Source organism: Pedobacter hiemivivus, assembly GCF_004331685.1.
Lineage (GTDB): Bacteria > Bacteroidota > Bacteroidia > Sphingobacteriales > Sphingobacteriaceae > Pedobacter > Pedobacter hiemivivus.
On the sequence record NZ_SJSM01000002.1, the window covers coordinates 150,948 to 176,846 of the forward strand.

Sequence of the window (25,899 nt, forward strand, 5' to 3'; positions counted from 1 at the left end):
TTTAATCTTTTTTTGTGTTAGACAAGTTCTTCAACGTTCTCAATTAGTGTTCTAGGATCTGTAACCACGCCTGTAACAGCAGCAGCAGCAGCAACTAGGGGACTAGCCAGCATTGTTCTGGAACCAGGACCTTGTCTTCCTTCAAAGTTTCTGTTAGAAGTACTTACCGCATATTTTCCGGCAGGTATTTTATCGTCGTTCATGGCTAAACAAGCAGAACAACCTGGTTGACGTAAAGTAAAGCCAGCCTCTGTTAAAATATCCAATAAACCTTCTTCTTTAATTTGTGCCTCAACAATATGCGAGCCTGGAACTAACCAAACAGTCACATCATCAGCTTTGTGCTTGCCTTTAACGATAGAAGTAAATGCTCTGAAATCTTCAATACGACCATTTGTACAGCTACCCACAAAAACGAAATCTACTTTCTTGCCGATCATAGAATCACCTTCAGAGAAGCCCATGTAACCTAATGATTTAGCATAGGTTGCAGCACCACCTTCAGCATGAGCAGCATCAGGAATTTCCTGAGAGATACCCATTCCCATTCCTGGGTTAGTACCATAAGTGATCATTGGCTCTATCGAAGAACCATCGAAAGTTAATTCTTTATCAAAAACTGCATCAGCATCAGTTTTTAAGGTTTTGTAATAAGCCAATGCTTTATCCCATGCTTCGCCTTTAGGGCTAAACTCACGACCTTTTACATACTCGATAGTCGTTTCATCAGGAGCAATCATACCACCACGAGCACCCATTTCAATACTCAAGTTACAAACCGTCATACGGCCTTCCATAGTCATGTTTTCGAAAACATCACCTGCATATTCAACAAAATATCCAGTAGCACCAGAAGTACTTAACTGAGAAATAATGAATAAAGCAACATCTTTAGGCGTAACACCTAAACCTAATTTGCCATTCACATTGATACGCATTTTTTTAGGTTTTGGCTGCATGATACATTGTGTAGAAAGCACCATTTCTACTTCAGAAGTACCAATACCAAAAGCAATAGCACCAAAAGCACCATGTGTAGAAGTATGTGAATCACCGCAAACAATAGTCGCACCCGGCTGGGTAATACCATACTCTGGACCTACAACGTGAACAATACCATTTTTTTGGTGACCTAAGCCCCAGTGACTGATACCATATTCATTAGAGTTTGATTCTAATGCTTTTAATTGATTAGCCGAAAGTGGATCCTCAACTGGTAAATGTTGGTTAATTGTAGGCGTGTTGTGATCTGCCGTAGCAAACGTACGCTCAGGATACAATACTTTAATCCCCCTGCTTTTTAAACCTAAAAAGGCAACAGGGCTGGTTACTTCGTGAATAAGATGGCGATCAATAAAAAGCACATCAGGGCCACCTTCTATTTTACGTACAACGTGAGTGTCCCACACCTTATCAAATAATGTCTTGCTCATTTTTTTCTTTTTTATTATAAATTCATTATTGTAAAATGATGGCTAAGCTAATTGCTGCTTGCCCATCATCAACAAAAGATCTTGGTCATTAATATCTAATTTACTATCCGCTACCGTAAGGAAACGGTGGTATACTTCGCTCAATTCCTCTTTGCTCAAACTAAAACCTAAGCGCTCTAAGTGGAATTTTAAAGCATGTCTGCCGCTACGTGCAGTCAGTACAATACTTGCATCAGGGAAACCAACATCTTCAGGACGGATAATTTCGTAGTTCTCACGGTTCTTTAAGAAACCATCCTGGTGGATACCAGAGCTGTGTGCAAAGGCATTGCTACCCACAATCGCTTTATTCGGCTGTACAGGCATACGCATTTGCGAGCTCACCATACGGCTTAATTCGTAAAAGTTTTTAGTGTTGATGTTCGTGTGCAAACCTAAAATCTCGTGCGTTTTTAAAATCATAACCACTTCTTCGATAGAAGTGTTACCTGCACGCTCACCGATACCGTTAATGGTACCTTCAATTTGACGTGCACCATTTTGCAAACCAGCAATTGAATTGGCGGTAGCTAAACCTAAATCATTGTGGCAATGCACAGATATGATCGCCTGATCAATGTTCTTTACATTCTCTTTCAAAAACTTGATCTTGCTGCCATATTGATCTGGCAAGCAATAACCGTTTGTATCTGGTATATTTACAACAGTAGCACCCGCTGCGATAACTGCCTCTACCATTTGGGCAAGGAAGCGAACATCAGCACGGCCAGCATCTTCTGCATAAAACTCAATATCCTCTACAGATTTCTTGGCATATTTAACGGCTTCAACGGCACGTTCAAGTATTTCTTCTCTTGTACTGTTAAATTTATGTTTAATGTGCATGTCAGACGAACCGATACCTGTATGGATACGCGGACGTTTGGCATATTGTAATGCAGCAACTGCCGAATCAATATCACCTTTATTTGCACGGGTTAATGCACAGATGATTGGTTCAGATACAGCTTTTGAAAGCTCTACAACACTTTGGAAATCGCCTGGACTCGAAATAGGAAATCCTGCTTCAATAACATCTACGCCCAGCGCTTCAAGTTCCTTAGCAATTTCTATTTTCTCTGGGGTCGTCAATTGGCAACCCGGCACTTGTTCACCATCACGCAAGGTGGTGTCAAATACATAAACTCTATTCGGATCGTGTAACATAATTCTTAGTGTTTAATTAGTATTCAAAATTTTCGACGTTCTCAACGCTTTCTGCGATCTCAACGCTTTCTAATATGTTTTCTACGGATTTTACTGCTCCGTTTTCTAATAAGATTCTTTTTTCAATGCAGTCTGGCAATTGTGATTCAAAGTGGCCAACATAAATTAGTGTTGTTCCATTTTTACACAATCCATCTACCAGTCTGTTAAAATGTTTAGTTTGCTGCTGGTCTAAACCCTGACAAGGTTCATCCAGGATCAATAGCTCCGGGTTTTTTACAATCGTTCTGGCCAGCAAAGCCAGTCGTTGCTTGCCCAGAGGGAGTTCATTCATCAAGGTATTTTTAAATTCATCCAGACCGAAATAGCTAATCAATTCATCCGTTTGCACTTTTTTAGAATATCCGGGATCACAAAATAAGCCCGAGCTATCATAAAATCCTGAAACGATGCTTTGGAAAACTGTTGCCGAAGGATCAAAATACCAATGTAATTCCGGAGATATTAAACCAATACGTTTTTTAATCTCCCAGATGCTTTCGCCACTACCTCTTTTATTTCCAAATAGATGGAAATTATTGGCATAGGCCTGTGGATGATCGCCACAAATTAAACTTAATAAAGTTGATTTACCCGAACCATTATGGCCCTGCAATACCCATTTTTCGCCAGCTTTAACTTCCCAGTTGATGTTTTTAAGCACCCTTTTTTCACCATAACTGATGTTTACATCAATCATTTTAATGATCTCTGCCGAAGAAGAAGTAACCATTGTTTCAGCCAAAAATGCTGGAACAGGTTGATCCAATGTGTCGAACTCATTGCCAGTACGTTCATCCGCCGAAATTTCAACCAACTGACCTTCCTTAATCACCGCGAAGCGATTTATGCATGAAGGCAATTCATCGTCGTTGCTAATTAAAATCAACTGCGTTCCGGCTTCAGAAATTTCTTCCAATAAAGCATTTAAGTTTTGACGAGAAAGCGTATCCAAGCCATTGTAGGGGAGGTCTAAGATCAATACCTGTGGTTTTAACCATATGGCTTTAACCAATTGCAATTTTTTATGCTCTCCGCTGGATAATTGGATAAGGGTAGAGTGTTTCAATTCCGAAAAGCCTAATGCAGCTAAAATGCTGTCCAGTTCATTAAACTGAAGCGCGTGTTTTTTGCCAAAGCTTTCTAACTCCGCTTTTACAGTCGCCGTAGTTTCTGTCGACTGCTTGTTGTAACGCTGTTGATAATAGAAGTTAGACTGACCTTCTAAATCTTTAAACTGAAACCAGTTCGCTACATAATATACAGTTGCAGGCAAATTACTTTGCGCATTAAACTCAATTTTAATGTTCCCGTAACTGTGCGCTACACCAGCAATAGCTTTTGCCAATGAAGTTTTGCCACTTCCGCTTGTTCCACATAATAACCAATTCTCATACCTATTTATAGTCCAATTCAAATCCTGTAACACAGGTTTGGACTGGTACTTTAAGTTAAGATTGGCGATATGGACGACGGGTTGTGACATTTTGTTGTTTTGTAATTAGCTGCACCTAAAAAAAGATGCAGCTAATTATTTTATGTTTATGCTGTTTTAATAGATTTCATTGCAGTCATTGCTTTTCTCAGTTTGGTACCGATTACCTCAACTTCGTGTGTACGCAATGCTTCGTTTATGGCAATTAGTGTTCTGTTATCTACACCACCATCTTTACCTTCATTAAAGTTTTTACCAACAAGGTCAGTATCAACCTTAGTCATAAAATCAGCTAACAATGGTTTACAAGCCTGGTCAAATAAATAGCAACCATACTCAGCAGTATCAGAAATTACGCGGTTCATTTCAAATAATTTCTTACGTGCAATGGTATTGGCAATAAGTGGAGTTTCGTGCAACGACTCATAGTAAGCCGACTCAGGTTTGATACCAGCTTGAACCATGGTTTCGAAAGCCAATTCCACACCAGCTCTAACAAAAGCTACCATTAAAGTATAGTTGTCAAAATATTCTTGCTCGGCAATTTTAACATCACCAGCAGGAGTTTTTTCAAAAGCAGTTTCGCCAGTTGCAGCACGCCATGCCAATAAGTTTTTATCACCAGCAGCCCAGTCAGCCATCATTGTGCTGCTAAACTCTCCACTCATGATATCATCCTGATGTTTCTGGAACAATGGACGCATGATGTTTTTCAATTCTTCCGAAATTTCGAAAGCTTTAACTTTAGCAGGGTTGCTTAATCTGTCCATCATACCGGTTACACCGCCATGTTTAAGGGCTTCAGTAATTACCTCAACACCATATTGAACCAATTTCGAAGCGTAACCAGCATCAATACCTTTTTCAACCATTTTATCGAAAGAAAGGATCGAGCCTGTTTGCAACAATCCGCAAAGGATAGTTTGCTCGCCCATTAAGTCAGATTTTACTTCAGCCACAAAAGATGATTTTAAAACACCAGCTCTATGACCACCAGTTCCAACACAGTAAGCTTTTGCTTGTGCCAAACCTTTTCCTTCCGGATCATTCTCAGGGTGTACAGCAATTAAAGTAGGTACACCAAATCCTCTTACATATTCAGCTCTAACTTCACTTCCTGGACATTTTGGAGCAACCATGATCACCGTAATGTCTTTACGGATTTGCATGCCTTCTTCAACAATGTTGAAACCATGAGAGTACAATAAAGTAGCACCTTTTTTCATCAAAGGCATAATTGCAGTTACTACTGCAGTATGTTGCTTATCAGGAGTAAGGTTAATTACAACATCAGCAGTTGGGATCAATTCTTCGTAAGTGCCTACAGTAAAGTTGTTCTCTGTAGCATTTTTCCATGAATCTCTTTTGCCTTCGATAGCTTCCTTACGCAAAGTATAAGAAACATCTAAACCACTATCTCTTAAATTTAAACCCTGGTTTAAGCCTTGTGCACCACAGCCTACAATTACCAGTTTTTTTCCTTTCAATACATTTACACCATCTAGAAATTCAGCGCTGTCCATGAAATCGCAAACGCCCAATTGGTTCAGTTGTTCTCTAAGAGGTAATGTGTTAAAGTAATTTGACATCTTTTTTATTGTTTTAGATTTTTTTAAGGTTCGTTTTATTTTTATTTATTGGTATTGATCACTTTTTTAATCGCCGAAGCAATTCCATAATGCAGCGCATCATGTACTACAAAGAATTGAACAGCTTCAGTACTACTTTTTATTTCTACACCATAAGCGGTCTTAAACGAATTGTAGGTCATGAATTTATTGCCGTTCAGGTCTTCTTCTAACTGATTGATGGTATTACGCATCATTTCTTTTAGGCTATTGATTTCTTCGGCATCGATAAACTTTTCAGGTTTCGTCCCTTTTGTATAAGGCAGTATGTACTGCTTTTCAATTACAGGCTCAACATTGGCCAGTCGGTAGCATAAACCTTGCTGACTAGCAACGATGTGTCCGAAATTCCAAATGATGTTGTTGTTAAAACCTGCCGGAATTTCGTTCAGTTCTTCAACAGTTGATGTTTCGATCAACTTGATGAAGTTCTCGCGCGTTTGTCTTGTAATATTTAAAAGGTATTCCATCTTGCTAAGCGTTACATGCTAAATACATTCTTTTCTTTATCCAGGAATTCGTTTTCAATAACATCCTGTCCTGGTTCTCTACGTTCAAATTCTCTCAGTTTAGCATTAAAGCCTTCGCTGTCTTTGATGATCGCTACCCTTGCACTTCTTACAAATTCTATCAGCCCATAAGGTTGTAAAACTTCAATCAGTTTATCGGTTTCTTCTCTGTGTCCAGTCGCTTCAAACACGGTATAATCTTTACGGATCACTACCGCACGGGCACCATACTCACGAAGCAATCGTTCTACCGGAGCACGTTCTGCAACGATGTCTGTAGGCACTTTGTAAAGCGCAAGCTCCTGCCAAATGATATCGCCATTGGTATTGTAATATACCTTCAATACCTCTACTTGTTTTTCAATCTGACGGCAAAGCTTACGTACAACTTCTTCTGTTTCGTGAATCACGATATTGAAGCGGTGGATATGCTCAATCTCAGAAGGAGAGGTATTTAAGCTTTCTATATTGATTTTTCTTCTTGAAAATATAATGGCAATACGATTCAATATACCGATCTGATTTTCGGTGTATGCAGTAATCGTAAATTCCTGTTTTCCATTTAATTCTGTATCCTGCGAATTGCTCATGGTCTTTAATTATTTAAGTCTGATTTCACTAACACTGCTACCTTGGGGAACCATCGGGAATACGTTGTGTTCCTGGGCTACCATTACTTCTAAGAGGTATGAGCCTTTATGGTTCAACATATCTGTTAAAGCGCCAACTAAGTCCTCACGCTCAGAGATTTTTCTGCCGGCGATGTAATAAGAATCGGCCAGTTTAACAAAATCCGGACTGGCGATGTCCACAAAGGAGTAACGCTTGTCGTGGAACAATTGCTGCCACTGACGAACCATACCCAGGAACCTGTTGTTTAGGATCATGATTTTCACATCCACACCACTTTGCATAATGGTACCTAATTCTTGTAAAGTCATTTGGAAACCACCATCACCGATTACCGCCACAACGGTACGGTCTGGCGCACCAAATTTAGCACCAATAGCTGCAGGTAAGCCAAAGCCCATAGTTCCTAAGCCACCACTGGTAATATTGCTTCTGGTGTGGTTAAACTTAGCATAACGACAAGTTACCATTTGGTGTTGACCTACGTCAGTTACAACTACAGCTTCACCTTTAGTGATTTCATTCAATTGGTTAATTACCTCACCCATGGTCAATTCACCACTTGCTGGATGTAATTCATTTTGAATGACAACTTCCTGTTCTGTTTTATCGAAAGCCCTGAATTCAGCTAACCATTCTGTGTGTTGTTTTTCTTCTACCAATGCAGTTAAAAGCGGTAACGTTTCTTTACAATCACCCCAAACAGGAACATCGGCTTTAACGTTTTTATCAATCTCTGCAGGATCAATATCTAAATGGATTACTTTAGCTTGTTTGGCATATTTATCTAAACGACCAGTTACGCGGTCATCAAAACGCATACCTATAGCAATCAGTACATCACAAGCATTGGTTTGTACGTTAGGGCCATAGTTACCATGCATACCCAACATACCCACATTTAAAGGGTGGTCAGTTGCAATTGCGCCAGCACCTAAAATTGTCCATGCTGCCGGAATACCAGTTTTTTCAACAAAAGCTTTAAATTCCTGCTCAGCATTACCCAATGAAACGCCTTGTCCAAATAATATAAATGGTTTCTTTGCCGAATTGATAAGTTCAGCAGCTTGCTGTACATATTCTTTTCTGATCAAAGGTTTTGGGCGATAGCTACGGATGTGATCGCAAGGCGTATAGCCCTCGTAATCGAACATTTGCAACTGGGCATTTTTAGTAATGTCAATCAATACCGGTCCCGGTCTGCCGCTGCGCGCAATGTAGAACGCTTTAGCCAATACACTTGGAATCTCTGTGGCATCAGTGATCTGGTAGTTCCATTTGGTTACCGGAGTCGTGATGTTGATCACGTCGGTTTCCTGGAAAGCATCAGTACCTAACAAGTGTGCATAAACCTGACCAGTAATGCAAACCATAGGTGTACTGTCTATCTGAGCATCTGCCAAACCTGTAACCAGGTTGGTTGCACCCGGACCGCTGGTGCCGAATACTACACCAACTTTTCCAGAGGTACGTGCATAACCTTGACCGGCATGTGTACCGCCTTGTTCATGGCGTACCAGAATATGTTTTAATTTATCTTTATAATCGTATAATGCATCATAAATTGGCATGATTGCACCACCAGGATAGCCAAAAATGGTATCCGTACCTTCGGCAATTAATCCTTCCAATAAAGCTACCGAACCAGAAACGTTTATCGTCTTCTTTGGTTCTGCTAAGGTGGTTGCTTCCTCTTGTGCTGTATTCATTGTTTTATTTTTAGGTAATGAGGTTTTTAAATTTGTTTAACCGTTGTAGGCATCAGTAACGCAGCCTTCACTGGCGTCGCTTACTTGTTTAATGTATTTGTAGAGCACTCCTTTGGTGACGGGTGGAGGTAACTGTGTCCAAACCGCGCGACGGGTAGCCAGTTGTTCATCAGTCAGGTGAACATCAATAGAGTTGTTTACCGCATCAATGGTGATGACATCATCATCGTGTACCAAGGCAATGTTTCCACCGTCCCATGCTTCAGGAGTGATGTGGCCTACTACGAAACCATGTGTTCCTCCAGAGAAACGTCCGTCAGTAATCAAAGCAACCGATTTACCTAAACCTGCACCGATAATTAATGAAGTAGGTTTTAGCATTTCCGGCATACCAGGTGCACCTTTAGGACCAACTTGTCTGATCACCACTACATCTCCACTTTTCACTCTTCCACTTTGAATACCAGCCATAAGCGATTTCTCTCCATCGAAAACGCGCGCAGGACCTGTAAATTTCTCGCCTTCTTTACCACTGATTTTAGCTACAGAACCTTTGGTTGCAAGGTTTCCATAAAGCATTTGCAAGTGACCAGTTTCTTTGATCGGATTTTCTATCGGGAAGATGATCTTCTGCGTCTCAAAATCAAGATCAGCAGCATCAGCAACATTCTCAGCTAAAGTTTTACCGGTAACGGTTAAGCAGTCGCCATGTACCAATCCTACTTTTAATAGATATTTTAATACAGCTGGAACACCACCGATCTCGTGTAAATCTTCCATTAAGTAAGCTCCACTTGGTTTTAAGTCGCCCAATACCGGGGTGCTGTCACTAACTCTTTGGAAATCTTCTAGTTTTAAGTTCAAGCCAACAGATTTAGCCATTGCAATTAAGTGCAATACCGCATTGGTAGAACCACCCAATACCATAACAGTTACAATTGCATTGTGAAATGCTTTGTCAGTCATGATGTCAGAAGGAAGAATATTCCGCTCTAAAAGGGTGCGGATATATTGTCCAGCATCTATACATTCTTTCTTTTTCTCCTCACTTGTAGCAGGGTAGGATGAGCTGTAAGGCAAACTCATGCCCAAAGCTTCGATAGCTGAAGCCATGGTGTTTGCGGTATACATGCCACCACATGCACCTGCACCCGGACAAGCGTTTTTGATTACGCCCTGAAAATCTTCTTCTTCCAGATTACCTGCTAATTTTTGCCCTAAAGCTTCAAACGCAGATACGATATTTAATGAGGCACCTTTATATTTTCCGGAGTGGATACTTCCACCGTATACCATAATAGATGGACGGTTTAAGCGACCCATTGCCATGATCGAACCTGGCATGTTTTTATCGCAACCAGGGATGGTGATCAGTCCATCATAATATTGTCCACCACAAATGGTTTCGATAGAATCTGCAATTACATCTCTAGATACCAAAGAGTAACGCATACCATCAGTACCGTTAGACATCCCATCACTTACGCCAATCGTGCCGAAGGTTAAACCCACCATATCATTGTTCCAGACACCTTTTTTTACAATTTGAGCCAGATCGTTTAAGTGCATATTGCAGGTATTTCCATCATATCCCATGCTGGCAATACCGACCTGTGCTTTATCCATATCTGCTTTGGTCAATCCAATTCCGTACAACATCGCCTGTGCAGCTGGTTGTGTTGGGTCTTGTGTAAAAGTTTTACTGTAACGGTTAATTTCTGGTGTTTGTGACATAATATATGGTTAGGTCGTTTTTTTTAATGTGTTTTATTATATTATTACTTCGTAGTTCTGTTTTTCTAATACCAAACATTTGTAGGTACGTTGTATCGTTGCGCCGATACTATCAATCCATCTTGATGGGAATTGATATTCATCAATGCAGGCTATACCGGCAATTTCTGAAGCTGTGCCGCAGAAAAAAGCACTGTCTGCATGTTTCAAATCTGCTACCGTTAAATGTTTTTCTATAACTTCTATCTCAAGGATATGGCATAGTTCTATAACTGTTGCGCGAGTGATACCTGGTAAAATGTTGCCAAGCGGTGGCGTAAACAATTTGCCATTCTTTTCAATAAAGACGTTTGCACCCGGAGCTTCAGCAACATTTTGATTCATGTCTAGCAACAATGCCTCATCAAAACCTTTGCTTTTCGCTTCTGTTGTGGCCAATATAGAATTTACATAATTGCCACTTACTTTAGCTTCTATTTGCGTTGATTTAGGATTGGGTCTTTCATAACTCGAAATACAAACTTTTAATTGTTCGTGTCCAAGGTAAGCGCCCCATTCCCATGCACATATCATAATGGAGGGTTTTGTACCGCCTATTAATGACATATTAGGTGCGCAATAAATTAGCGGGCGGATATATGCATTTTTCAAATTATTGATTTCTAATAATTTGTATGTCTGTTTAATCAGGTCATTTACATCCCAGGGAAAGGGGATATGAACCAATTCCGCAGAGCGTTTTAAGCGTTCATAATGTTCTCTGGCTTTAAAAACCCGCGTTCCATTATGGGTATGGTATGCTCTTATTCCTTCAAATACAGCATAGCCATAGTGTAATGACTGCCCATAAATATCTGCAGTCGTGTCAGTTGCTTTTTGAAACTGGCCGTTTAAGTAAAGCACTGTATTTGAGTTGAAATATTGCATTTGGTTATAGGTTCTGTTTTTTTAAGGTATTGTTTCATTAAAAAAGCGCCACTTTTGGGGGCGCTTGCGTATATTTTTTATTAAATATTCATTTACAGCGCCTTGTCCTTCTGAAGAATCAGAAGAATAATTAGGTTAATAATGACATTATATAATGCTGTAATTGAAAGGTTCATTGTATCGTTTATTTGTTATTGCTTTATAAATCCAATTTAGTCGTTGCTGTTTAAACTATCAATAGCTGGGCGAAAATAATTGAAAAAAAATATAATTCTGTGTTTTTTATCTCTTTCAGATTATAGTTTGTTGTTTTTGTTGTTTTTGGTATGTTAATTGGATGATGTTATACCGAATATGATTTCGGTATTCGGTATGGGTATTATGCCAGCATTGTATTTTTTGTGATTTTCTTCCTAAAACTTGGTATCTCAGGAAAAAAATTGAATAATTTGATGCTTATGCTCTTCGTCATGCTGAATTTATTTCAGCATCTCGCACCTGCATGGTTGCCTTTTTCTTGTGAGATCCTGAAATAAATTCAGGATGACGTAATGCTTTATTTTTTAGGTACAAAAAAAGCCCTTTGAAATTTCAAAGGGCTTCTCAATATTGTATGATAAAATATTAAGCAACCCCTTCGGCCAAAACAATAATTTTGTTTTTTAAGACCTCAACCACACCACCTTTAATAATAAAGGTATTATCGCCGGTTTTGCTTTTAATAATTACGGGGCCATCCTCCAGAGTAGAAATAATCGGAGCATGGTCGTGCAAAATCTGGAACGAACCCATTGTTCCCGGTACGGTAACAGCTGTTACCTCGCCTTCAAAAATTTTCTTGTCTGGTGTTAATATTTCTAGTGTCATTTGCTTTTAGATAGGAGCGGCGAGGTTTGAGCCAATGACTCAAATCTCGCCGCTATTTATCAATATTAGTTATTTGCTTCCGCTAATAGTTTTTTACCTTTTTCAATAGCTTCTTCAATGCTACCTACAAGGTTAAATGCTGCTTCTGGATATTCATCAACTTCACCATCCATGATCATGTTAAATCCTTTGATGGTATCTTTAATGTCAACCAATACACCTTTTAATCCTGTAAATTGCTCAGCAACGTGGAAAGGTTGAGATAAGAAACGTTGCACACGACGAGCGCGAGATACGATCAATTTATCTTCCTCAGATAACTCATCCATACCTAAGATGGCGATGATATCCTGAAGTTCTTTATAACGTTGTAAAGTTTCTTTTACGCGTTGAGCAGTATTGTAGTGTTCGTCACCTAAAACAGCAGGAGAAAGGATACGTGAAGTAGAATCCAATGGATCCACCGCAGGATAGATACCTAACTCAGCAATTTTACGAGACAATACAGTTGTTGCATCTAAGTGGGCAAATGTTGTCGCCGGAGCAGGGTCAGTTAAATCATCCGCAGGTACATATACAGCTTGTACAGATGTAATTGAACCGCGTTTAGTTGAAGTAATACGCTCTTGCATCAAACCCATCTCAGTAGCTAGTGTTGGTTGGTAACCTACCGCCGAAGGCATACGACCTAATAGGGCAGATACCTCAGAACCAGCCTGAGTGAAACGGAAGATATTGTCAACGAAGAAAAGGATATCTTTTCCAGCGCCTTCGCCATCACCATCACGGAAATATTCAGCAACTGTTAATCCAGATAAAGCTACACGAGCACGTGCTCCAGGAGGCTCGTTCATTTGACCGAACACCAATGTTGCTTTAGACTCTTTTAATTTTTCAGTATCAACTTTACTCAAATCCCATCCGCCTTTTTCCATTGAATGCAAAAAGTCATCACCATAGTTGATTACACCAGATTCGATAAACTCACGTAAAAGGTCATTACCTTCACGAGTACGCTCACCTACACCAGCAAATACAGATAAACCAGCATATGCTTTCGCAATGTTGTTTACCAGCTCCATAATTAATACGGTTTTACCAACACCCGCACCACCGAACAAACCGATTTTACCACCTTTAGCATAAGGCTCTAATAAATCGATTACTTTAATACCTGTAAAAAGTACTTCAGTTTCAGTTGATAAATCTTCAAATCTAGGAGGGGCATTGTGAATTGGTCTGCCATCGGCTTTATCAACGGCACTAATACCATCAATAGCTTCACCAACAACATTGAATAAACGACCTTTAATTTGGTCACCAACAGGCATTGTGATAGGAGATCCAGTATCTAGTACTTTCATTCCGCGAACTAAACCGTCGGTCGAGTCCATTGCAATTGCACGTATGCGGTCTTCACCAAGATGTTGTTGAACTTCTAAAACGACCTTCTGTCCGTTTTCTTTTTCAATCTCTAATGCAGAGAAAATTTGAGGTAAATGAGCATCGTCAGCAAAACTCACGTCAACTACCGGTCCTATAATCTGCGCTATTTTTCCAATGTTAGGCATATATTGTTTTGGGTAAAATTATAAATATCAATTTGTTAAAGGCTCTTTTATAAGCCTACAATTTGGTTTGCAAAGTTAAAATTTTTATACAAGAATTGCATATATAAATAAAAAGTTTTTCAACAGTTTTTAAAATGGTATTTTAGCGAGTAGTTAAGCAGCATAAAATCTAGGGTTTAGGTCCTTGTATGACTGTTAATTAAGAAATTATAAGCTCATGAAGACAATACTGGTAACAGGTAGTAATGGCCTTTTAGGCCAGAAATTAACAGAACGATTGCTGGAAACGAATCAGTTTAATCTCATCGCAACTTCTAAAGGGGCTAATCGCTTTCCTATTAAAGCAGGTTACACTTATGTTGAAATGGATATTCTTGATCCTATAAATGTTAGGGAAGTTGTGGAAAAGTATCAGCCAGATGCGATTATTCATACCGCGGCAATGACCAATGTGGATACCTGTGAATCAGAAAAAGGGTTGGCACACCAACTCAATGTTGAAGCGGTGAAAACGCTGGTATCGCTTTGTGAAGAACACAATATTCAGTTGGTCCATTTATCAACAGATTTTATATTTGATGGCGCGCACGGTCCTTACGATGAAATGGCTGCTCCCAATCCTTTAAGTTATTATGGGATTACTAAATTGGAAGCCGAAGAGGTGATTAAAAATTCTACCTGCCGCTGGGCAATCCTTCGTACCATTATAGTATATGGTATTGTAAGTGATATGAGTAGGAGTAATATCGTGCTTTGGGCAAAAGGTGCACTTGAAAAAGGTAATCCTATTAATGTAGTGAATGATCAGTGGCGGATGCCAACCTTAGCTGAAGATTTAGCAGATTGCTGTTTACTGGCTGTAGAGAAAGACGCAAGAGGCGTGTATAATGCTTCGGGAAAAGATATGATGAGTATTTCTGAATTGGTAGCCCGTGTAGCGGACTATTGGCATTTAGATAAAAGCCTGATTAACGAGATTAGTGCCGAAACTTTAAATCAAACGGCAAAAAGACCAGCAAGAACAGGTTTCATCTTAGATAAGACCATTTCTGAACTGGGTTATAACCCTAGAAGTTTTGAAGAAGGACTGGCAATAGTTGATCAGCAGTTAAGTCAGCGTACATAAAAAGAATATATCATTAATAAAAAATAAACTAATATGGCATTACAAGTTGGCGATAACGCCCCGGATTTTAAATTATTAAGTACTGATTTGAAAGATGTATCACTTTCAGATTATAAAGGAAAGAAATTGGTTGTACATTTTTTCCCTTTGGCGTTTACAGGTGTTTGCACTGCACAGTTATGTACAATGAGAGATAGCTTTGGTTTTTACCAGGGAATGAATGCTGATGTTGTAGGTATTTCAGTTGATTCTCCTTTTACATTGGCTAAGTTTAAAGAAGAACAAGCTTATCAGTTTCCTTTATTGTCAGATTTCAACAAAGAAACATCACAAGCATACGGTTCATTTTATGAAGATTTTGTTCTTAATTTAAAGGGAGTAGCAAAAAGAGCAGCTTTTGTAATTGATGAAGAAGGAAAAATTATCCATTCTGAGGTTTTAGAGGATGCCGGTAACATGCCTGATTTTGATGCGATTAAGAAAGTAGTAGAAGCTTAAGCTCAATTTTTAAGGGTAATGCTTGAGATTATTTTCAAAAAAAAGTTGGTAAAATCAATTTCAAGCATTACTTTTGCATCCTGTTAACGAAACAGAAACGCATTTGTAGCTCAATTGGATAGAGCATCTCACTACGGATGAGAAGGTTTGGGGTTCGAATCCCTACAAGTGCACTTCACCGGAATGAAATTTTTCAAGAAATTTTATTCCGGTTTTTTTATATCTTAACTTGTTGTTTATCTGGTAGATAAGCTCGGCAGCTTGATTGATTTTGGTGGTTCGATGAGACTCTCCGTCAAACACCCATTTTTCAGGGTAAACGGAACCTATAATTAGTCTTTTAATATCAGAATCAGCATCTGAATAAAATTGAGATAGTTTTTGCAGGTTTTTGGTAGCTAAATCTGCCAGGCCTTCAATATCGAGATCTTCTGTGTCCCGGTTATTAAATTGCTTTAATTCTGCTTCAGCCCTTACGATCTTATCATCGCATTCTTTTTTGATTTCCTGGTATTCTTTACCACTGATGATATCAGTCAGTAATAATTCTCTGGCTTTAGTAATTCTGTTGTTCTGTAGGGTGATGAATTCGACGGTTCGATTATAGTCCGGTCTCCTTGTTTTGGAATCGTAAAATGCGTCACAAACTACAGCTTTAAACAATTCAGCCATTCCACGCTTAGGAACGAATTGTTTTAACATACGTTCAAACAAAATATTGGTTGGTTCTGCTTTAAACCTGGTCCCACAACTACAGTGGTAATAATGATAGTAATGCTTGCGACCTCTTGATGCACTTCCGCTTAACAGGTTATTGCATTTTGGGCAGATTAAGAAACCTCTTAAAGCAAGGGAGCGTGGGGAAACCGCTTTTGTCCCTTTCTTGTTTTTGAACTGGCGCTTCCGGTCTTCCAGCATATCCTGAACCTGGTAAAACAGCCTTTCGGAAATCAAAGGCTCGTGTTGTCCATCGACCAATTGTGCCTCTTCATCCTTAAATTGTGGAACTCTTATTTTACCACAATAGCCGGGGTTACGGATATAGTCCCAGAAACTACTCCGGCTACATTTCAAGCCCTTTTCCCTTGCCTTCATCCACACATGTTCGGTTGCCAGTGTACCTTCAGCAAGTTGTTCAAATGCCCATTTCATATAACTGGCTTCTGGTTCATGGATGGCAATATACTTCCTGCCGTCTTGTGTAATCCTGTTTTTATAACCTATTGGTGCCAGTCCCATCCAGCGACCTTCTTTTTTTGCCCTTCTCATGCCATAGGTGACATTCAAAGCTCTTCTGTCATTTTCTACTTCGGGCATGGATAGGTAAACGGCCAATATGGTCTTGCTTTCAGGTACAGATAAGTCTAAAGGCTGTTCGATGGCAATCGGTTGGGTCTGGTAATCAACAGTGAGGATCCGGATCATCTGGTAGGCATCTGCTGTATTTCTGCTGAATCGATCCCATTTGGTGAACATGACGTAATCAAAGTCTTCTCCTCTTGATTTCTTCATATCTGCCAATAATTTCGTCCATTCCGGGCGATTAAAGGTCTTTGCAGAATAATCTTCAAAAATGATCCTGGTGACCAGGATATCGTTCTTTAAGCAATGGGTTTGTAAGCGTTCAGCCTGATCCCTTTGGGAAAAGCCTTTGTCGGCCTGTTCATCAGTGCTTACCCTGATGTATAAACATGCTCTTTTCATTAAATTTCTCCTTTCATTTCATGTAGTTGGTGAATAAATAAATCGATTATTTAAACAGTTTTCTTGGTGTTTTTACTTCTGGTGATTTTTCACCTGAAGCCTTGTTAATCATCTGTTTGACCGATAATTTAGCGAATTTATACATGAAATCCAAAATAAGTTCTGCTTCGGTTTCAGTTATGATGGTGCCATTTTGCTGGAGGATTTTGATGGCTTTTTGAGGGGTGATGGTACGTTTACCAGTAGGTCTGAAATTCTTCATGTTGCATAGTTAAAATGCAAACATGGAAGAGAATGAATTAGTATTGTCTCTAGTAGTGATGAATAAAACTCGATTTTTATGAGGAGAAAATAAGCTGGTCACCACTAGAGGTAAATATTACTGCTCAATTTGCCTTCGGAGTTAGATTATTTTACGGCTACAGTAAGTTCAGGTGTCTGATTTTGCTCAGAACTCCTCAGGTCATTAGAAATGCTTTTTTCATCTTATAAATAAAGCTTGTTCTGTTAAATGTGTTTACATTGGTTTTGACGCGATTTCTTCTTTCAGCACGGTTTAGGTTCGGGTAATGTTCCTTCGCCTGCTTAGCTAAGCGCTTGAAAGTTTCGTTTTTGTTGATGGTTGTTCCTTTGTAATTCTTTTCTATGTGATGTTCAAATATGCCTTTAGCATGTAAGTAAATGTATTTGTGTCTTCGATCATTAAATGCTAACTTTTTAAGTGCATTATCCAAATTCTGTTCTGTTAATAAGCTATCATAAAAATCACTAAAATCTTCCATTAGGTCTCCAGAGCTAATCTCCTCTTTCGGACCAATGTAACCCCAATAAGGTGAAGGTTTGGTTATATCTATCATTCGCCAAATTTCACTACCCCAACATGAGGCTAAAGTTATGATCAATTGATTGTTTGTTCTGATATTAATTAAACGGCAGTGATCCATAAACTCATGCCAAAGAATTTGTTCCTTATTTTTAAGTTCCAGCCCCTTTTTAAAGCCATGCAATTCAAAATGCAAAATTGGCATTAAATCATCCTTCAAAACATTATTACATACTTCGTTCAGAACATCAAGTAATTCCTTTTTTGAGCTAGGGTTATAAAAGTATTTTCCATGCTCATATTTATCACACCATCTGGCTATAGTATCGTCATACAACTGTTTACCTGTCTGAGGTTCATTGTCTGGAAGCGATTGTATAACAACTACTCCATTATACTTTAATCTGAATGCTGGTTTTTCCTTTTCCATATTTTAAATATAATTATTTATCACCACTAGTGACCAACCCATTTTCTCCCTTTCCACCTTTGGCTATCAAATCACATAGTCATGAACAAAACAATAAAACTGAAAGCGCAACTAGAGGAAACAAGATTGCCGTCAAGGAAAACCAAAGACCCGAATCTGAAGGGCAGAAAATATAAAGGAAGTCCTTATCTGAAACTAAAGAAAGTCAAGGCCGATCCACGTGTCAAAATCCGGCAACTCCTAAGGACTTTTGTTCCCCTTGAACAATTCAAGCCACCTCGAAGTTCTGAACAAACCGTCCGGTAAATAATAGCCAATCCATACATCCTAGTTCAATCACTAACAAGCGTTTAAAAGCACTGTTATAAGTAGCTTTATGTAGCCCGAGTGGTCTAAGCAAAGATATATTTTCGTCCACGAAAACCTTTTACAGGCTGCGGAACTTGCCTCTTTTTATTTCAATATAAACCGATTATGCCCAGAAAGAAATCAACCAATCCTGAATCAGTATTAACACATTTTGTCAGAACCAGGGTAACTGAAAAAGTCTACCTCAGGTTAGATAAGATCAGCCGGAATAGCGATTGTCATTCTGTGGGCGGGGTTGCCAGAAAGATCCTGAGCCAGGAGAAGATCACCCTCTTTTATAAGGACATTACAATGAATGCAACTATGGAAGAACTGGCACTGATTCGTAAGGAATTAAGGGCGATTGGTGTCAACATCAACCAGATCACTCGTAGTTTCAACCAGGACAAGTCTGAAGCCAAGCGCACTTTTTATGCAATAAAAGCAGCTGACCAATATCAAAAGATTGATGTCAAGGTGGATGAACTCTTAATCATCATTTCCAAACTCGCGGACAAATGGTTGCAAGGATAATACCGGGTAAGACCATTAGGGGGGCACTGCATTACAATGAGAATAAGGTGGACCATGGGGAGGCGAGTTTGATTATGGCCAGTGGTTTTGCAGGGGAAATCCAGCAGATGAATTTTAACCAGAAACTGAACCGTTTTAAACACCTGTTGGAATTAAGGCCTGAGGTGAGGACCAACACTTTGCACATTTCGCTTAACTTCCATTCCACTGAGCAGTTGGATAATTTCACGCTACAGCAGATCGCTAACCGTTACATGGAAAAGATCGGTTACGGGGATCAGCCTTTTCTGGTTTACCGTCATGATGATGCTGCGCACATGCATGTACATATCGTGACCACCAATATCACCGCGAAGGGGAAAAGGATAGAGTTGCACAACAATGCCTTTCAATCAGAAGAGGCCAGAAAAGAAATTGAAACGGAGTTTAACCTGGTGAAGGCTGAATCAAAGAACATCCAAAAGGAACCTGGGATCAAAAAGGTGGAAGCTGGAAAAGTCAAATATGGTAAGATTCCGACCAAAAGAGCCATCAGCAATATCCTGACGGGCGTGACGCGGGATTACAAGTTTACTTCTCTGGCCGAATTTAACGCCATTCTAAAGTGCTTCAATGTGGTGGCTTTACGTGGGGGAGAAGATACACCGATGTATAAGCATAAAGGATTGATGTTTTCCATGCTGGATGAAAAAGGTAAGCCTATAGGAGTTCCGGTAAAGGCGAGTGCTTTTTATGCCAGGCCAACACTGAAAAACCTGGAGAAGCTATTTGTCAGAAATATAGAAAAAAGAAAACAGTATAAAGCTGGTCTGAAACAGCGGATCGACCAGGTGTTGAGCGCAAAGGGTAAAATGTCCAGATCTCAGTTTGAGCTGGAATTGAAAAAGCAGGGGATTGAGGTGGCTTTTCGTCAAAATGCACAAGGTTTTATTTTTGGGGTTACTTATGTGGATCACCACAGCCAGACTGTGTTTAATGGAAGTGATCTGGGTAAGAGCTATAGCGCGAAGGCACTAACGGATCGGTTTATAGCTGCGATTCAAAGGACTGCTTTGGAAAATAAACCATCAGTAAAGACTAAAGAACAACCACGCACTCAAATTCAGCAATGGCCTAAAGAATATATGAACACCGAGGTAAATACAAATTTTTTAGAGGCATTATTGGCCAAAACGCAGCCTGAATATGGTATAGGTATGCCGCGCAGAAGAAAGAAGCGGAAAAAACGTCGTCCGCAAATGAATCAGGAGTTGACTTTATAATTATTTTATATGAATACAGGAGAAGATATTCAAGGCTTGCGCAAGATCATTGACCTGACGAGGTTAATCAGCATCGCCATATTGATCATTCATTTTTATATCGTTTGTCACCGGGCTTTTCAGCTATGGGGATTAACGGCAGAAATTACAGACCGTATGGCGGAAAATGTCGCACAGACAGGATTGTTTATTGGCCTGCTCAAAGCCAAACTGGCTGCATTACTGTTTTTGTGCATATCCTTGTTGGGCGTAAAAGGTAAAAAGGATGAGAAGATCCAAAGGAACAGCATAGTCGCCTACCTGTTATGTGGGCTGCTGGTTTATTTCTTAAGCCTGCTGGTGTTTTACCTGCCAGGGAGCATATCCCTCATTGCTGGCTTGTATATGGGTTTAACTGGTATTGGGTATTTACTGATCCTTACTGGGGGCAGCTGGCTATCGAGGTTGATCAAACTCAATTTGAGCAAAGATGTATTCAACTCCGAAAATGAAACCTTTCCGCAGGAAGAACGGCTGCTAGAAAATGAGTATTCGGTGAACCTGCCTACCAAATACAGGTTGAAGGGAGTGGTCAGAAATGGTTGGGTCAATGTAGTGAATCCTTTTAGAAGCATTTTAGTGTCGGGTTCTGCGGGTGCGGGGAAGACTTATTTTGTGATCCGGCACATCATCGACCAGCATTTGAAAAAGGGATTTGCGATGTTTTTGTATGATTTCAAATTTGATGATTTGAGCAGGATGGCTTATAACAAGCTGCTGAAATATCATAGGCATTATAAAGTCAAGCCTGAATTCTATGTGATTGATCTGGAGAATCCTAAGCATAGGTGTAACCCGCTTGATCCGGATAGTATGGAGGATATTACGGATGCTACGGAATCGAGTAGGACAATTATGCTTGGACTAAATAAGGAATGGCTGAAGAAGACGGGGGATTTTTTTGTGGAAAGCCCGATTAACTTTTTAACAGCGATCATCTGGTATTTGCGTAAATATCAGAATGGGAAGTATTGTACTTTGCCGCATGTGATAGAGCTGATGATGATTGATTATGATCCGTTGTTTGCGTTGTTACAACAACAGGAAGAAATTAAGGCTTTGATCAATCCTTTTATTTCGGCTTACCGGAACAATGCTATGGCGCAACTGGAGGGACAAATTGCTTCTGCCAAGATTGGGCTGGCGAGATTGTCTTCTCCTCAGCTGTATTATGTGCTTTCGGGTAATGATTTTACGCTGGACATCAATAATCCTGATGCACCTAAGATTGTGTGTATGGGGAATAACCCGCAGAAGATTGATACCTATGGGGCGGTATTGTCTTTATATGTGAGCAGGTTACTGAAGCTGGTGAATAAGAAAGGGAAGTTAAAGTCGAGCCTGATCTTTGATGAGTTTCCGACTTTGGTGGCAACGGGCATCGTGAGTACAATCAGTACCGGCAGATCGAATCTGATCAGTTGTACATTGGGGATTCAGTCTATTGAGCAGCTGAAGAAGGAGTATGGTACTGAATTTGCGGAAATTATTGCGGGCATTTCGGGTAATATCATCAGTGGCCAGGTGACGGGGGATAGTGCCAGGAAGCTTTCTGAGACTTTTGGTAAGATCATGCAGGATAGGGAAAGTGTGAGCATCAATAGCTCGGAAACTTCTGTTTCTAAATCTACGCAGCTGGATTATGCGATTCCGGCTTCTAAAATTGCGACTTTATCGTCTGGTGAATTTGTGGGGATTGTGGCGGATAGTCCTGGTGAAAAGATCGATTTAAAGATGTTCCATGCAGGTTTGCAGAATGATCATGAGGGGATTGCCAGAGAAGAGGCTGCTTATGTGCCTATTCCTTTGATCAGGAAGGTGAGTTATGATGATTTGCAGGAGAATTACATCAGGATCAAGAATGATATTCAGGAGGTTGTCAGGACTGAATTGAAAGTGGAGGAGAAAGAGCAGCCGGTTCTAGAGAAGAAAACTAGGGCGAGGAAGCGGCCGATCAGGAAGTCTGTTCCTGCTGTTAAAGGGAAAACGAGTAAAGGGCAGCAGCAGACTATGTCCTTGTGATTTGCTGTTTAGTAGTTGGTGTGCGTCGGTTTATCCAATGCAAATGAATAAGTGACATCTCTGATTTCATTTTCTATCAATGTCTTAAATGCTGATGGGGTTACAAATGATCAATCCATATTCTGAAGTATATAATACTCTTTGGTTAAATAAAGGAAATTTGGATTACCGAAGCCTTTAATAACGTTGTTGAATGCGATAAGGTACAATTCGCGTTGTGAAAGTTGGGCACGAACAAGCGTAGCATAAAAATTCTTTTCTTTTGAATCAAGATTTGAAAAGTAAATGAATATAAAAATATGGTAAAGATGTCTCTAATAATGATTGAAATTGCTTGCAAAACGATTATAATAATAAATTCGATAGAAATCATTTAACAACTCTTTTGATTCAAGATCCGATTGTGGAATTTTATTTAAAACATTTCGTTGAGGTTGTAATGGAGTCGAATGGAGCTTTGCGTAATTTTCCACGCTTAAAAAGCCAAATAGATCTTTTTGTTCTTCGTCCATAACTTCTCGTCCTTCAAAGTTTCTATGTTTAAGATTTCTAATAATTTCATTCCGCACATTAAGAATATTAAAAAAGGTGTTTTCAAAACGCTGTAACTTTAAGGTTTTGTTCTGATCAACAGCTTTATCCCTAGGTAGTTTTGGATCTTCCCGTTGTAGTCTAAGTGCATTTCGTTGGAGAAGTATCGTCCATATAATACCGGCGAAAGCTAATCCTGAAAATAGAGCATTGATCGTTGAGCACTCCAACAATTTTCTGGCTTCGGTAGATGATAAGACTTATGGAAGATCATAAAAAGAGGGATGTGAAAACAATTCGATATAAGACGGCTGTCGCTGATAAGAAATCGGAAAAGTTGTATACAGTTACTGTTCAATTTCAAGAAGTATCTGAGGAACAGGCCAGGATAAAGCAGGAGATAATAAAAAACATTTTTTGACGATGGAGTGAAAGAAAATTTTGATGCTGTTTATCCAGTTCAATCATTCATTTTGAGCAGCATTGTCCCACTCCAATTTCTTTCGGTGAAACTAATAGGCAGGAAACATCCAAAATTATTTAAAAAATGAATGGGGATCTAACTTGTGTGGCTTCTTAGAATTATAGCAAGGTCAGTAGTTTAACGAAGTACATATTCTATTATTTTGATTTGTGACAGATATTATATCTGTTCTAGTGCGAAAAATTATTAAAATAAATGGCGACTAATTGCAAAAAATATATTTATAATTGAGCTTTATTTATAGTAGATAATAATCTGAATATATATGAAGCCAGAAGGCGAACATAATGACATTTATTGGAATCAGGCACTTAGAAATGGGGAAGATATAGCACTTTCTTACTTTTTTAAATTGCACAATAAATCTTTATGTTATTTTGCATTGAATATGATTCACAATCGTTTAGATGTAGAAGATATTGTTGCTGACTGCTTTTTTAAGTTATGGCAGCGTCGAAAGAACTTTGAAACGGCAGAAAACATCAAAGCGTTTTTATATATCAGTTGCAGAAATGCATGCTTGAATTATCTTAATCATCAGAAGGTCAAAACCGCTTTTCAAGAAGACTATTACAGATATCTTGATTATACCGATGACTCAGTTTTGAACAAAATTATAAAATCAGAAGTAATTCAGGCGCTCAACTTAGAAATTGAACTATTGCCAGAAAATTATCGTATTGTATTTAAGCTGCTTTATTTGGATGGAAAGAAAACGGATGAAATTGCTTTGGATCTTTCTCTTTCTGTTCAAACAGTCAGAAATTATAAGGCGAGAGCAATAGAACTTCTAAAAACAGCAATGCTCAAAAAGTCTATTTCTGTTACATTAGTCGCTACATTATTTGCGATATTCGAGAGTTAAAAAATAAAATTATATTTTTTGGGTTGTTTTGAGTTGTCATCTGTTTTTATATTAAGATGACATTAAATAATTATAAATATTAGCTCAATATGCTTGAAGAGGAATTTCATATATCAAATCTTATCGTAAAGCATCTTCAATCAAGACTTGCTCCTGAAGAGCAAGATGAGTTGGAGAAATGGATCTCAGCGACAGAAAGTAATAAGCTTTTGTTTAATGAGATTTTAGATGCACAAAAAGTGAGTAAAGATCTTAAGGAGTTTAATTCTCAAGATGAAACTGCAATATGGAATAAAGCATTGTTTAAAATGCAGCAGGAACGTCGTAAGCGACTTCAGTTTAAGATGTTCCCTAATTATAAATTCATAGCTGCTGCATTAATTTTAATTACTATAAGTGTTGCTCTATACTTTAGTTTATCCAACTCTAAAAAAAGAGGTGAAAAAAATGTTGCATTCGTAAACAACTTTTACCCGGGAAAAAAGGCTGCTACATTAACGCTTGCTAACGGTAACAAAATAAATCTTTCTGACGTGATAAATGGCAAACTTGCGGAAGAGTCGGGGGTTAATGTTTCTAAAACAGCTGATGGTAAAGTTTTGTACACAGTGACTTCAGAGGAACAATCTAACGTTAATTCTTACAACATGATTTCTACAGGTCAGGGTCAAGAATACCAGATTGTATTACCTGACGGAACCAATGTTTGGCTGAACGCTGCCTCGTCTATTAAATTTCCGACCTCATTCAGTAAGCTTGGTTCTAGAAAAATTGAGCTTGTTGGAGAAGCTTATTTTGAAGTCCATAAAGATGAAGCCAAGCCTTTTATTGTTTTATCAAAACTTTCTGATAAATATCAGGAAATTAAAGTCTTGGGCACACATTTTAATATTAATGGTTATGAAAATGAAGATGCCATTAAAACTACCTTACTAGAAGGGAGTGTTTTAGTTAAAGTGGGAGGCATTACAAAGACACTTAAACCTGGACAACAGTCTGCTGTATCAACAGATATAAAAGTTTATGATGTAAATACTGAAACCGCAGTTGACTGGAAAGCCGGATACTTTTATCTTGCTGATGAAAATATTCAATTAATCATGCGTAAAATAGCTAGGTGGTACGATGTGGAGGTAGTATATAAAGGCAAAATACCAGAGGTAAACTTTGGTGGTAAAATTTCAAAAGCAAAAAATTTATATGAAGTTTTAAAAGTCTTGGAAACAACAGGTTCAATTCATTTTAAGATTGATGGAAGGAGGATTATAGTTATGAAGTGATAGTTACTTTAAACCTTTCGGTTTGTAAATTCAAAAAGTCAGGGATGGGTCTCATGCACCCCTGACCAAAGAGTTTGATTTGCAGACTAATGTAAAGAGACATTAATAATCAACATAAAACCAAACACCACCTTTAGAAACTAAAGGTTTAAACTCAAATGTATGAATTTTTATGCGTTAATGAAACGTACGTATTGTCGTATAGTCAAACACGTCCAACATATTCTAAATCAAGCATTCTGTTTCGTTAGTAAAGATAAAAGAA

22 protein-coding genes, 1 tRNA gene and 1 pseudogene are annotated in these 25,899 nt (G+C 38.8%); 8 read left to right on the plus strand and 16 right to left on the minus strand.

Features of this window, described 5'->3' with window-relative positions; all coding sequences use genetic code 11:
• Positions 1-17: 17 nt before the first annotated feature.
• The 11 genes from leuC to atpD all read right to left on the minus strand — a co-directional run bounded on the left by leuC (position 18) and on the right by atpD (position 13,688).
• On the minus strand, positions 18-1,433 hold the full coding sequence (gene leuC / locus EZ444_RS03880; protein WP_131607416.1) for a 3-isopropylmalate dehydratase large subunit: 1,416 nt from the start codon (positions 1,431-1,433) through the stop codon (positions 18-20).
• Between the two features lie 42 nt (positions 1,434-1,475).
• The gene (locus EZ444_RS03885; protein ID WP_131607417.1) at positions 1,476-2,639 is read right to left on the minus strand and encodes a 2-isopropylmalate synthase; all 1,164 of its coding nucleotides are present in this window, start codon (positions 2,637-2,639) and stop codon (positions 1,476-1,478) included.
• 16 nt (positions 2,640-2,655) lie between these two features.
• Complete coding sequence (locus tag EZ444_RS03890) at positions 2,656-4,164, minus strand: ATP-binding cassette domain-containing protein (RefSeq protein ID WP_131607418.1); 1,509 nt, start codon at positions 4,162-4,164, stop codon at positions 2,656-2,658.
• A 56-nt stretch (positions 4,165-4,220) separates the two neighbouring features.
• Positions 4,221-5,702 carry a ketol-acid reductoisomerase gene (gene ilvC / locus EZ444_RS03895; RefSeq protein WP_131607419.1) on the minus strand — a complete coding sequence of 494 codons (1,482 nt, stop codon included), beginning with the start codon at positions 5,700-5,702 and terminating at the stop codon, positions 4,221-4,223.
• Positions 5,703-5,743: 41 nt separating this feature from the next.
• Positions 5,744-6,211: a DinB family protein gene (locus EZ444_RS03900; protein WP_131607420.1), complete on the minus strand. Its 468-nt coding sequence runs from the start codon at positions 6,209-6,211 to the stop codon at positions 5,744-5,746.
• Positions 6,212-6,222: 11 nt separating this feature from the next.
• Positions 6,223-6,840 carry an acetolactate synthase small subunit gene (gene ilvN, locus EZ444_RS03905; RefSeq protein WP_131607421.1) on the minus strand — a complete coding sequence of 206 codons (618 nt, stop codon included), beginning with the start codon at positions 6,838-6,840 and terminating at the stop codon, positions 6,223-6,225.
• A gap of 9 nt (positions 6,841-6,849) precedes the next feature.
• Positions 6,850-8,589: a biosynthetic-type acetolactate synthase large subunit gene (ilvB, locus tag EZ444_RS03910; RefSeq protein WP_131607422.1), complete on the minus strand. Its 1,740-nt coding sequence runs from the start codon at positions 8,587-8,589 to the stop codon at positions 6,850-6,852.
• Between the two features lie 36 nt (positions 8,590-8,625).
• A complete protein-coding gene (ilvD, locus tag EZ444_RS03915; protein ID WP_131607423.1) occupies positions 8,626-10,323 on the minus strand; it encodes a dihydroxy-acid dehydratase in 1,698 nt (565 codons plus the stop codon).
• A 36-nt stretch (positions 10,324-10,359) separates the two neighbouring features.
• On the minus strand, positions 10,360-11,250 hold the full coding sequence (locus EZ444_RS03920; RefSeq protein WP_131607424.1) for a branched-chain amino acid transaminase: 891 nt from the start codon (positions 11,248-11,250) through the stop codon (positions 10,360-10,362).
• A 624-nt stretch (positions 11,251-11,874) separates the two neighbouring features.
• Positions 11,875-12,117, minus strand: a complete 243-nt coding sequence (gene atpC, locus EZ444_RS03925; RefSeq protein ID WP_131607425.1) for an ATP synthase F1 subunit epsilon — start codon at positions 12,115-12,117, stop codon at positions 11,875-11,877.
• Between the two features lie 65 nt (positions 12,118-12,182).
• Complete coding sequence (gene atpD / locus EZ444_RS03930; protein WP_131607426.1) at positions 12,183-13,688, minus strand: F0F1 ATP synthase subunit beta; 1,506 nt, start codon at positions 13,686-13,688, stop codon at positions 12,183-12,185.
• 217 nt (positions 13,689-13,905) lie between these two features.
• Between atpD and EZ444_RS03935 the strand changes: the two genes are divergently transcribed.
• The 3 genes from EZ444_RS03935 (at position 13,906) to EZ444_RS03945 (ending at position 15,485) form a co-directional block, all read left to right on the plus strand.
• Positions 13,906-14,814, plus strand: coding sequence for an SDR family oxidoreductase (locus EZ444_RS03935; protein WP_131607427.1), 909 nt, complete (start codon positions 13,906-13,908; stop codon positions 14,812-14,814).
• Between the two features lie 33 nt (positions 14,815-14,847).
• A complete protein-coding gene (locus tag EZ444_RS03940) occupies positions 14,848-15,312 on the plus strand; it encodes a redoxin domain-containing protein (RefSeq protein WP_131607428.1) in 465 nt (154 codons plus the stop codon).
• Positions 15,313-15,411: 99 nt separating this feature from the next.
• Positions 15,412-15,485, plus strand: a tRNA-Arg gene (locus tag EZ444_RS03945).
• On the opposite strand, the gene EZ444_RS03950 is transcribed toward EZ444_RS03945, so the two are convergent.
• From EZ444_RS03950 to EZ444_RS03960, 3 genes are all read right to left on the minus strand, one after another.
• On the minus strand, positions 15,475-17,016 hold the full coding sequence (locus tag EZ444_RS03950; RefSeq protein WP_131607429.1) for a recombinase family protein: 1,542 nt from the start codon (positions 17,014-17,016) through the stop codon (positions 15,475-15,477). The genes EZ444_RS03945 and EZ444_RS03950 overlap by 11 nt on opposite strands.
• Positions 17,017-17,062: 46 nt before the next feature.
• Entirely contained in the window at positions 17,063-17,278 is a 216-nt protein-coding gene (locus tag EZ444_RS03955; RefSeq protein WP_131607430.1) for a hypothetical protein, read from the minus strand.
• A gap of 196 nt (positions 17,279-17,474) precedes the next feature.
• Entirely contained in the window at positions 17,475-18,269 is a 795-nt protein-coding gene (locus tag EZ444_RS03960; protein ID WP_131607431.1) for a hypothetical protein, read from the minus strand.
• Positions 18,270-18,743: 474 nt separating this feature from the next.
• On the opposite strand from EZ444_RS03960, the gene mobC (EZ444_RS03965) reads away from it, so the two are divergent.
• The 3 genes from mobC (EZ444_RS03965) to mobC (EZ444_RS03975) are packed head-to-tail and all read left to right on the plus strand — an operon-like array spanning position 18,744 to position 22,474.
• Entirely contained in the window at positions 18,744-19,151 is a 408-nt protein-coding gene (mobC, locus tag EZ444_RS03965) for a plasmid mobilization relaxosome protein MobC (RefSeq protein ID WP_131607432.1), read from the plus strand.
• Positions 19,136-20,413 carry a relaxase/mobilization nuclease domain-containing protein gene (locus EZ444_RS03970; protein WP_131607433.1) on the plus strand — a complete coding sequence of 426 codons (1,278 nt, stop codon included), beginning with the start codon at positions 19,136-19,138 and terminating at the stop codon, positions 20,411-20,413. Before mobC (EZ444_RS03965) ends, EZ444_RS03970 begins: the two co-directional genes overlap by 16 nt.
• Before the next feature lie 9 nt (positions 20,414-20,422).
• Positions 20,423-22,474 (plus strand): conjugal transfer protein MobC, encoded by a 2,052-nt coding sequence (gene mobC / locus EZ444_RS03975; protein WP_131607434.1) that lies wholly within the window; start codon positions 20,423-20,425, stop codon positions 22,472-22,474.
• Between the two features lie 110 nt (positions 22,475-22,584).
• On the opposite strand, the pseudogene EZ444_RS27825 reads toward mobC (EZ444_RS03975), so the two are convergent.
• Together EZ444_RS27825 and EZ444_RS27350 are read right to left on the minus strand one after the other, a co-directional pair.
• Positions 22,585-22,776 (minus strand): annotated as a pseudogene (locus EZ444_RS27825) (putative phage abortive infection protein); the annotation flags it as partial.
• Positions 22,777-22,788: 12 nt separating this feature from the next.
• Positions 22,789-23,238, minus strand: a complete 450-nt coding sequence (locus EZ444_RS27350; RefSeq protein ID WP_131607435.1) for a hypothetical protein — start codon at positions 23,236-23,238, stop codon at positions 22,789-22,791.
• A 516-nt stretch (positions 23,239-23,754) separates the two neighbouring features.
• Between EZ444_RS27350 and EZ444_RS03990 the strand changes: the two genes are divergently transcribed.
• Both EZ444_RS03990 and EZ444_RS03995 read left to right on the plus strand, forming a co-directional pair.
• Positions 23,755-24,354: an RNA polymerase sigma factor gene (locus tag EZ444_RS03990; protein WP_131607436.1), complete on the plus strand. Its 600-nt coding sequence runs from the start codon at positions 23,755-23,757 to the stop codon at positions 24,352-24,354.
• A gap of 89 nt (positions 24,355-24,443) precedes the next feature.
• A complete protein-coding gene (locus tag EZ444_RS03995; protein ID WP_131607437.1) occupies positions 24,444-25,634 on the plus strand; it encodes a FecR family protein in 1,191 nt (396 codons plus the stop codon).
• Positions 25,635-25,899 lie beyond the last annotated feature (265 nt).

Bases quoted from the DNA above. Each gene is read 5' to 3' on its own strand.
- EZ444_RS03885 (WP_131607417.1), bottom strand. From the start codon at position 2,639: ATGTTACACGATCCGAATAGAGTTTATGTATTTGACACCACCTTGCGT.
- ilvN (WP_131607421.1), bottom strand. From the start codon at position 6,840: ATGAGCAATTCGCAGGATACAGAATTAAATGGAAAACAGGAATTTACG.
- atpC (WP_131607425.1), bottom strand. From the start codon at position 12,117: ATGACACTAGAAATATTAACACCAGACAAGAAAATTTTTGAAGGCGAG.
- leuC (WP_131607416.1), bottom strand. From the start codon at position 1,433: ATGAGCAAGACATTATTTGATAAGGTGTGGGACACTCACGTTGTACGT.
- EZ444_RS03940 (WP_131607428.1), top strand. From the start codon at position 14,848: ATGGCATTACAAGTTGGCGATAACGCCCCGGATTTTAAATTATTAAGT.
- EZ444_RS03950 (WP_131607429.1), bottom strand. From the start codon at position 17,016: ATGAAAAGAGCATGTTTATACATCAGGGTAAGCACTGATGAACAGGCC.
- EZ444_RS03970 (WP_131607433.1), top strand. From the start codon at position 19,136: ATGGTTGCAAGGATAATACCGGGTAAGACCATTAGGGGGGCACTGCAT.
- ilvB (WP_131607422.1), bottom strand. From the start codon at position 8,589: ATGAATACAGCACAAGAGGAAGCAACCACCTTAGCAGAACCAAAGAAG.
- EZ444_RS03900 (WP_131607420.1), bottom strand. From the start codon at position 6,211: ATGGAATACCTTTTAAATATTACAAGACAAACGCGCGAGAACTTCATC.
- mobC (WP_131607432.1), top strand. From the start codon at position 18,744: ATGCCCAGAAAGAAATCAACCAATCCTGAATCAGTATTAACACATTTT.
- EZ444_RS03920 (WP_131607424.1), bottom strand. From the start codon at position 11,250: ATGCAATATTTCAACTCAAATACAGTGCTTTACTTAAACGGCCAGTTT.
- ilvC (WP_131607419.1), bottom strand. From the start codon at position 5,702: ATGTCAAATTACTTTAACACATTACCTCTTAGAGAACAACTGAACCAA.
- EZ444_RS03890 (WP_131607418.1), bottom strand. From the start codon at position 4,164: ATGTCACAACCCGTCGTCCATATCGCCAATCTTAACTTAAAGTACCAG.
- EZ444_RS03990 (WP_131607436.1), top strand. From the start codon at position 23,755: ATGAAGCCAGAAGGCGAACATAATGACATTTATTGGAATCAGGCACTT.
- EZ444_RS03960 (WP_131607431.1), bottom strand. From the start codon at position 18,269: ATGGAAAAGGAAAAACCAGCATTCAGATTAAAGTATAATGGAGTAGTT.
- atpD (WP_131607426.1), bottom strand. From the start codon at position 13,688: ATGCCTAACATTGGAAAAATAGCGCAGATTATAGGACCGGTAGTTGAC.
- mobC (WP_131607434.1), top strand. From the start codon at position 20,423: ATGAATACAGGAGAAGATATTCAAGGCTTGCGCAAGATCATTGACCTG.
- EZ444_RS03955 (WP_131607430.1), bottom strand. From the start codon at position 17,278: ATGAAGAATTTCAGACCTACTGGTAAACGTACCATCACCCCTCAAAAA.
- EZ444_RS03995 (WP_131607437.1), top strand. From the start codon at position 24,444: ATGCTTGAAGAGGAATTTCATATATCAAATCTTATCGTAAAGCATCTT.
- ilvD (WP_131607423.1), bottom strand. From the start codon at position 10,323: ATGTCACAAACACCAGAAATTAACCGTTACAGTAAAACTTTTACACAA.
- EZ444_RS03935 (WP_131607427.1), top strand. From the start codon at position 13,906: ATGAAGACAATACTGGTAACAGGTAGTAATGGCCTTTTAGGCCAGAAA.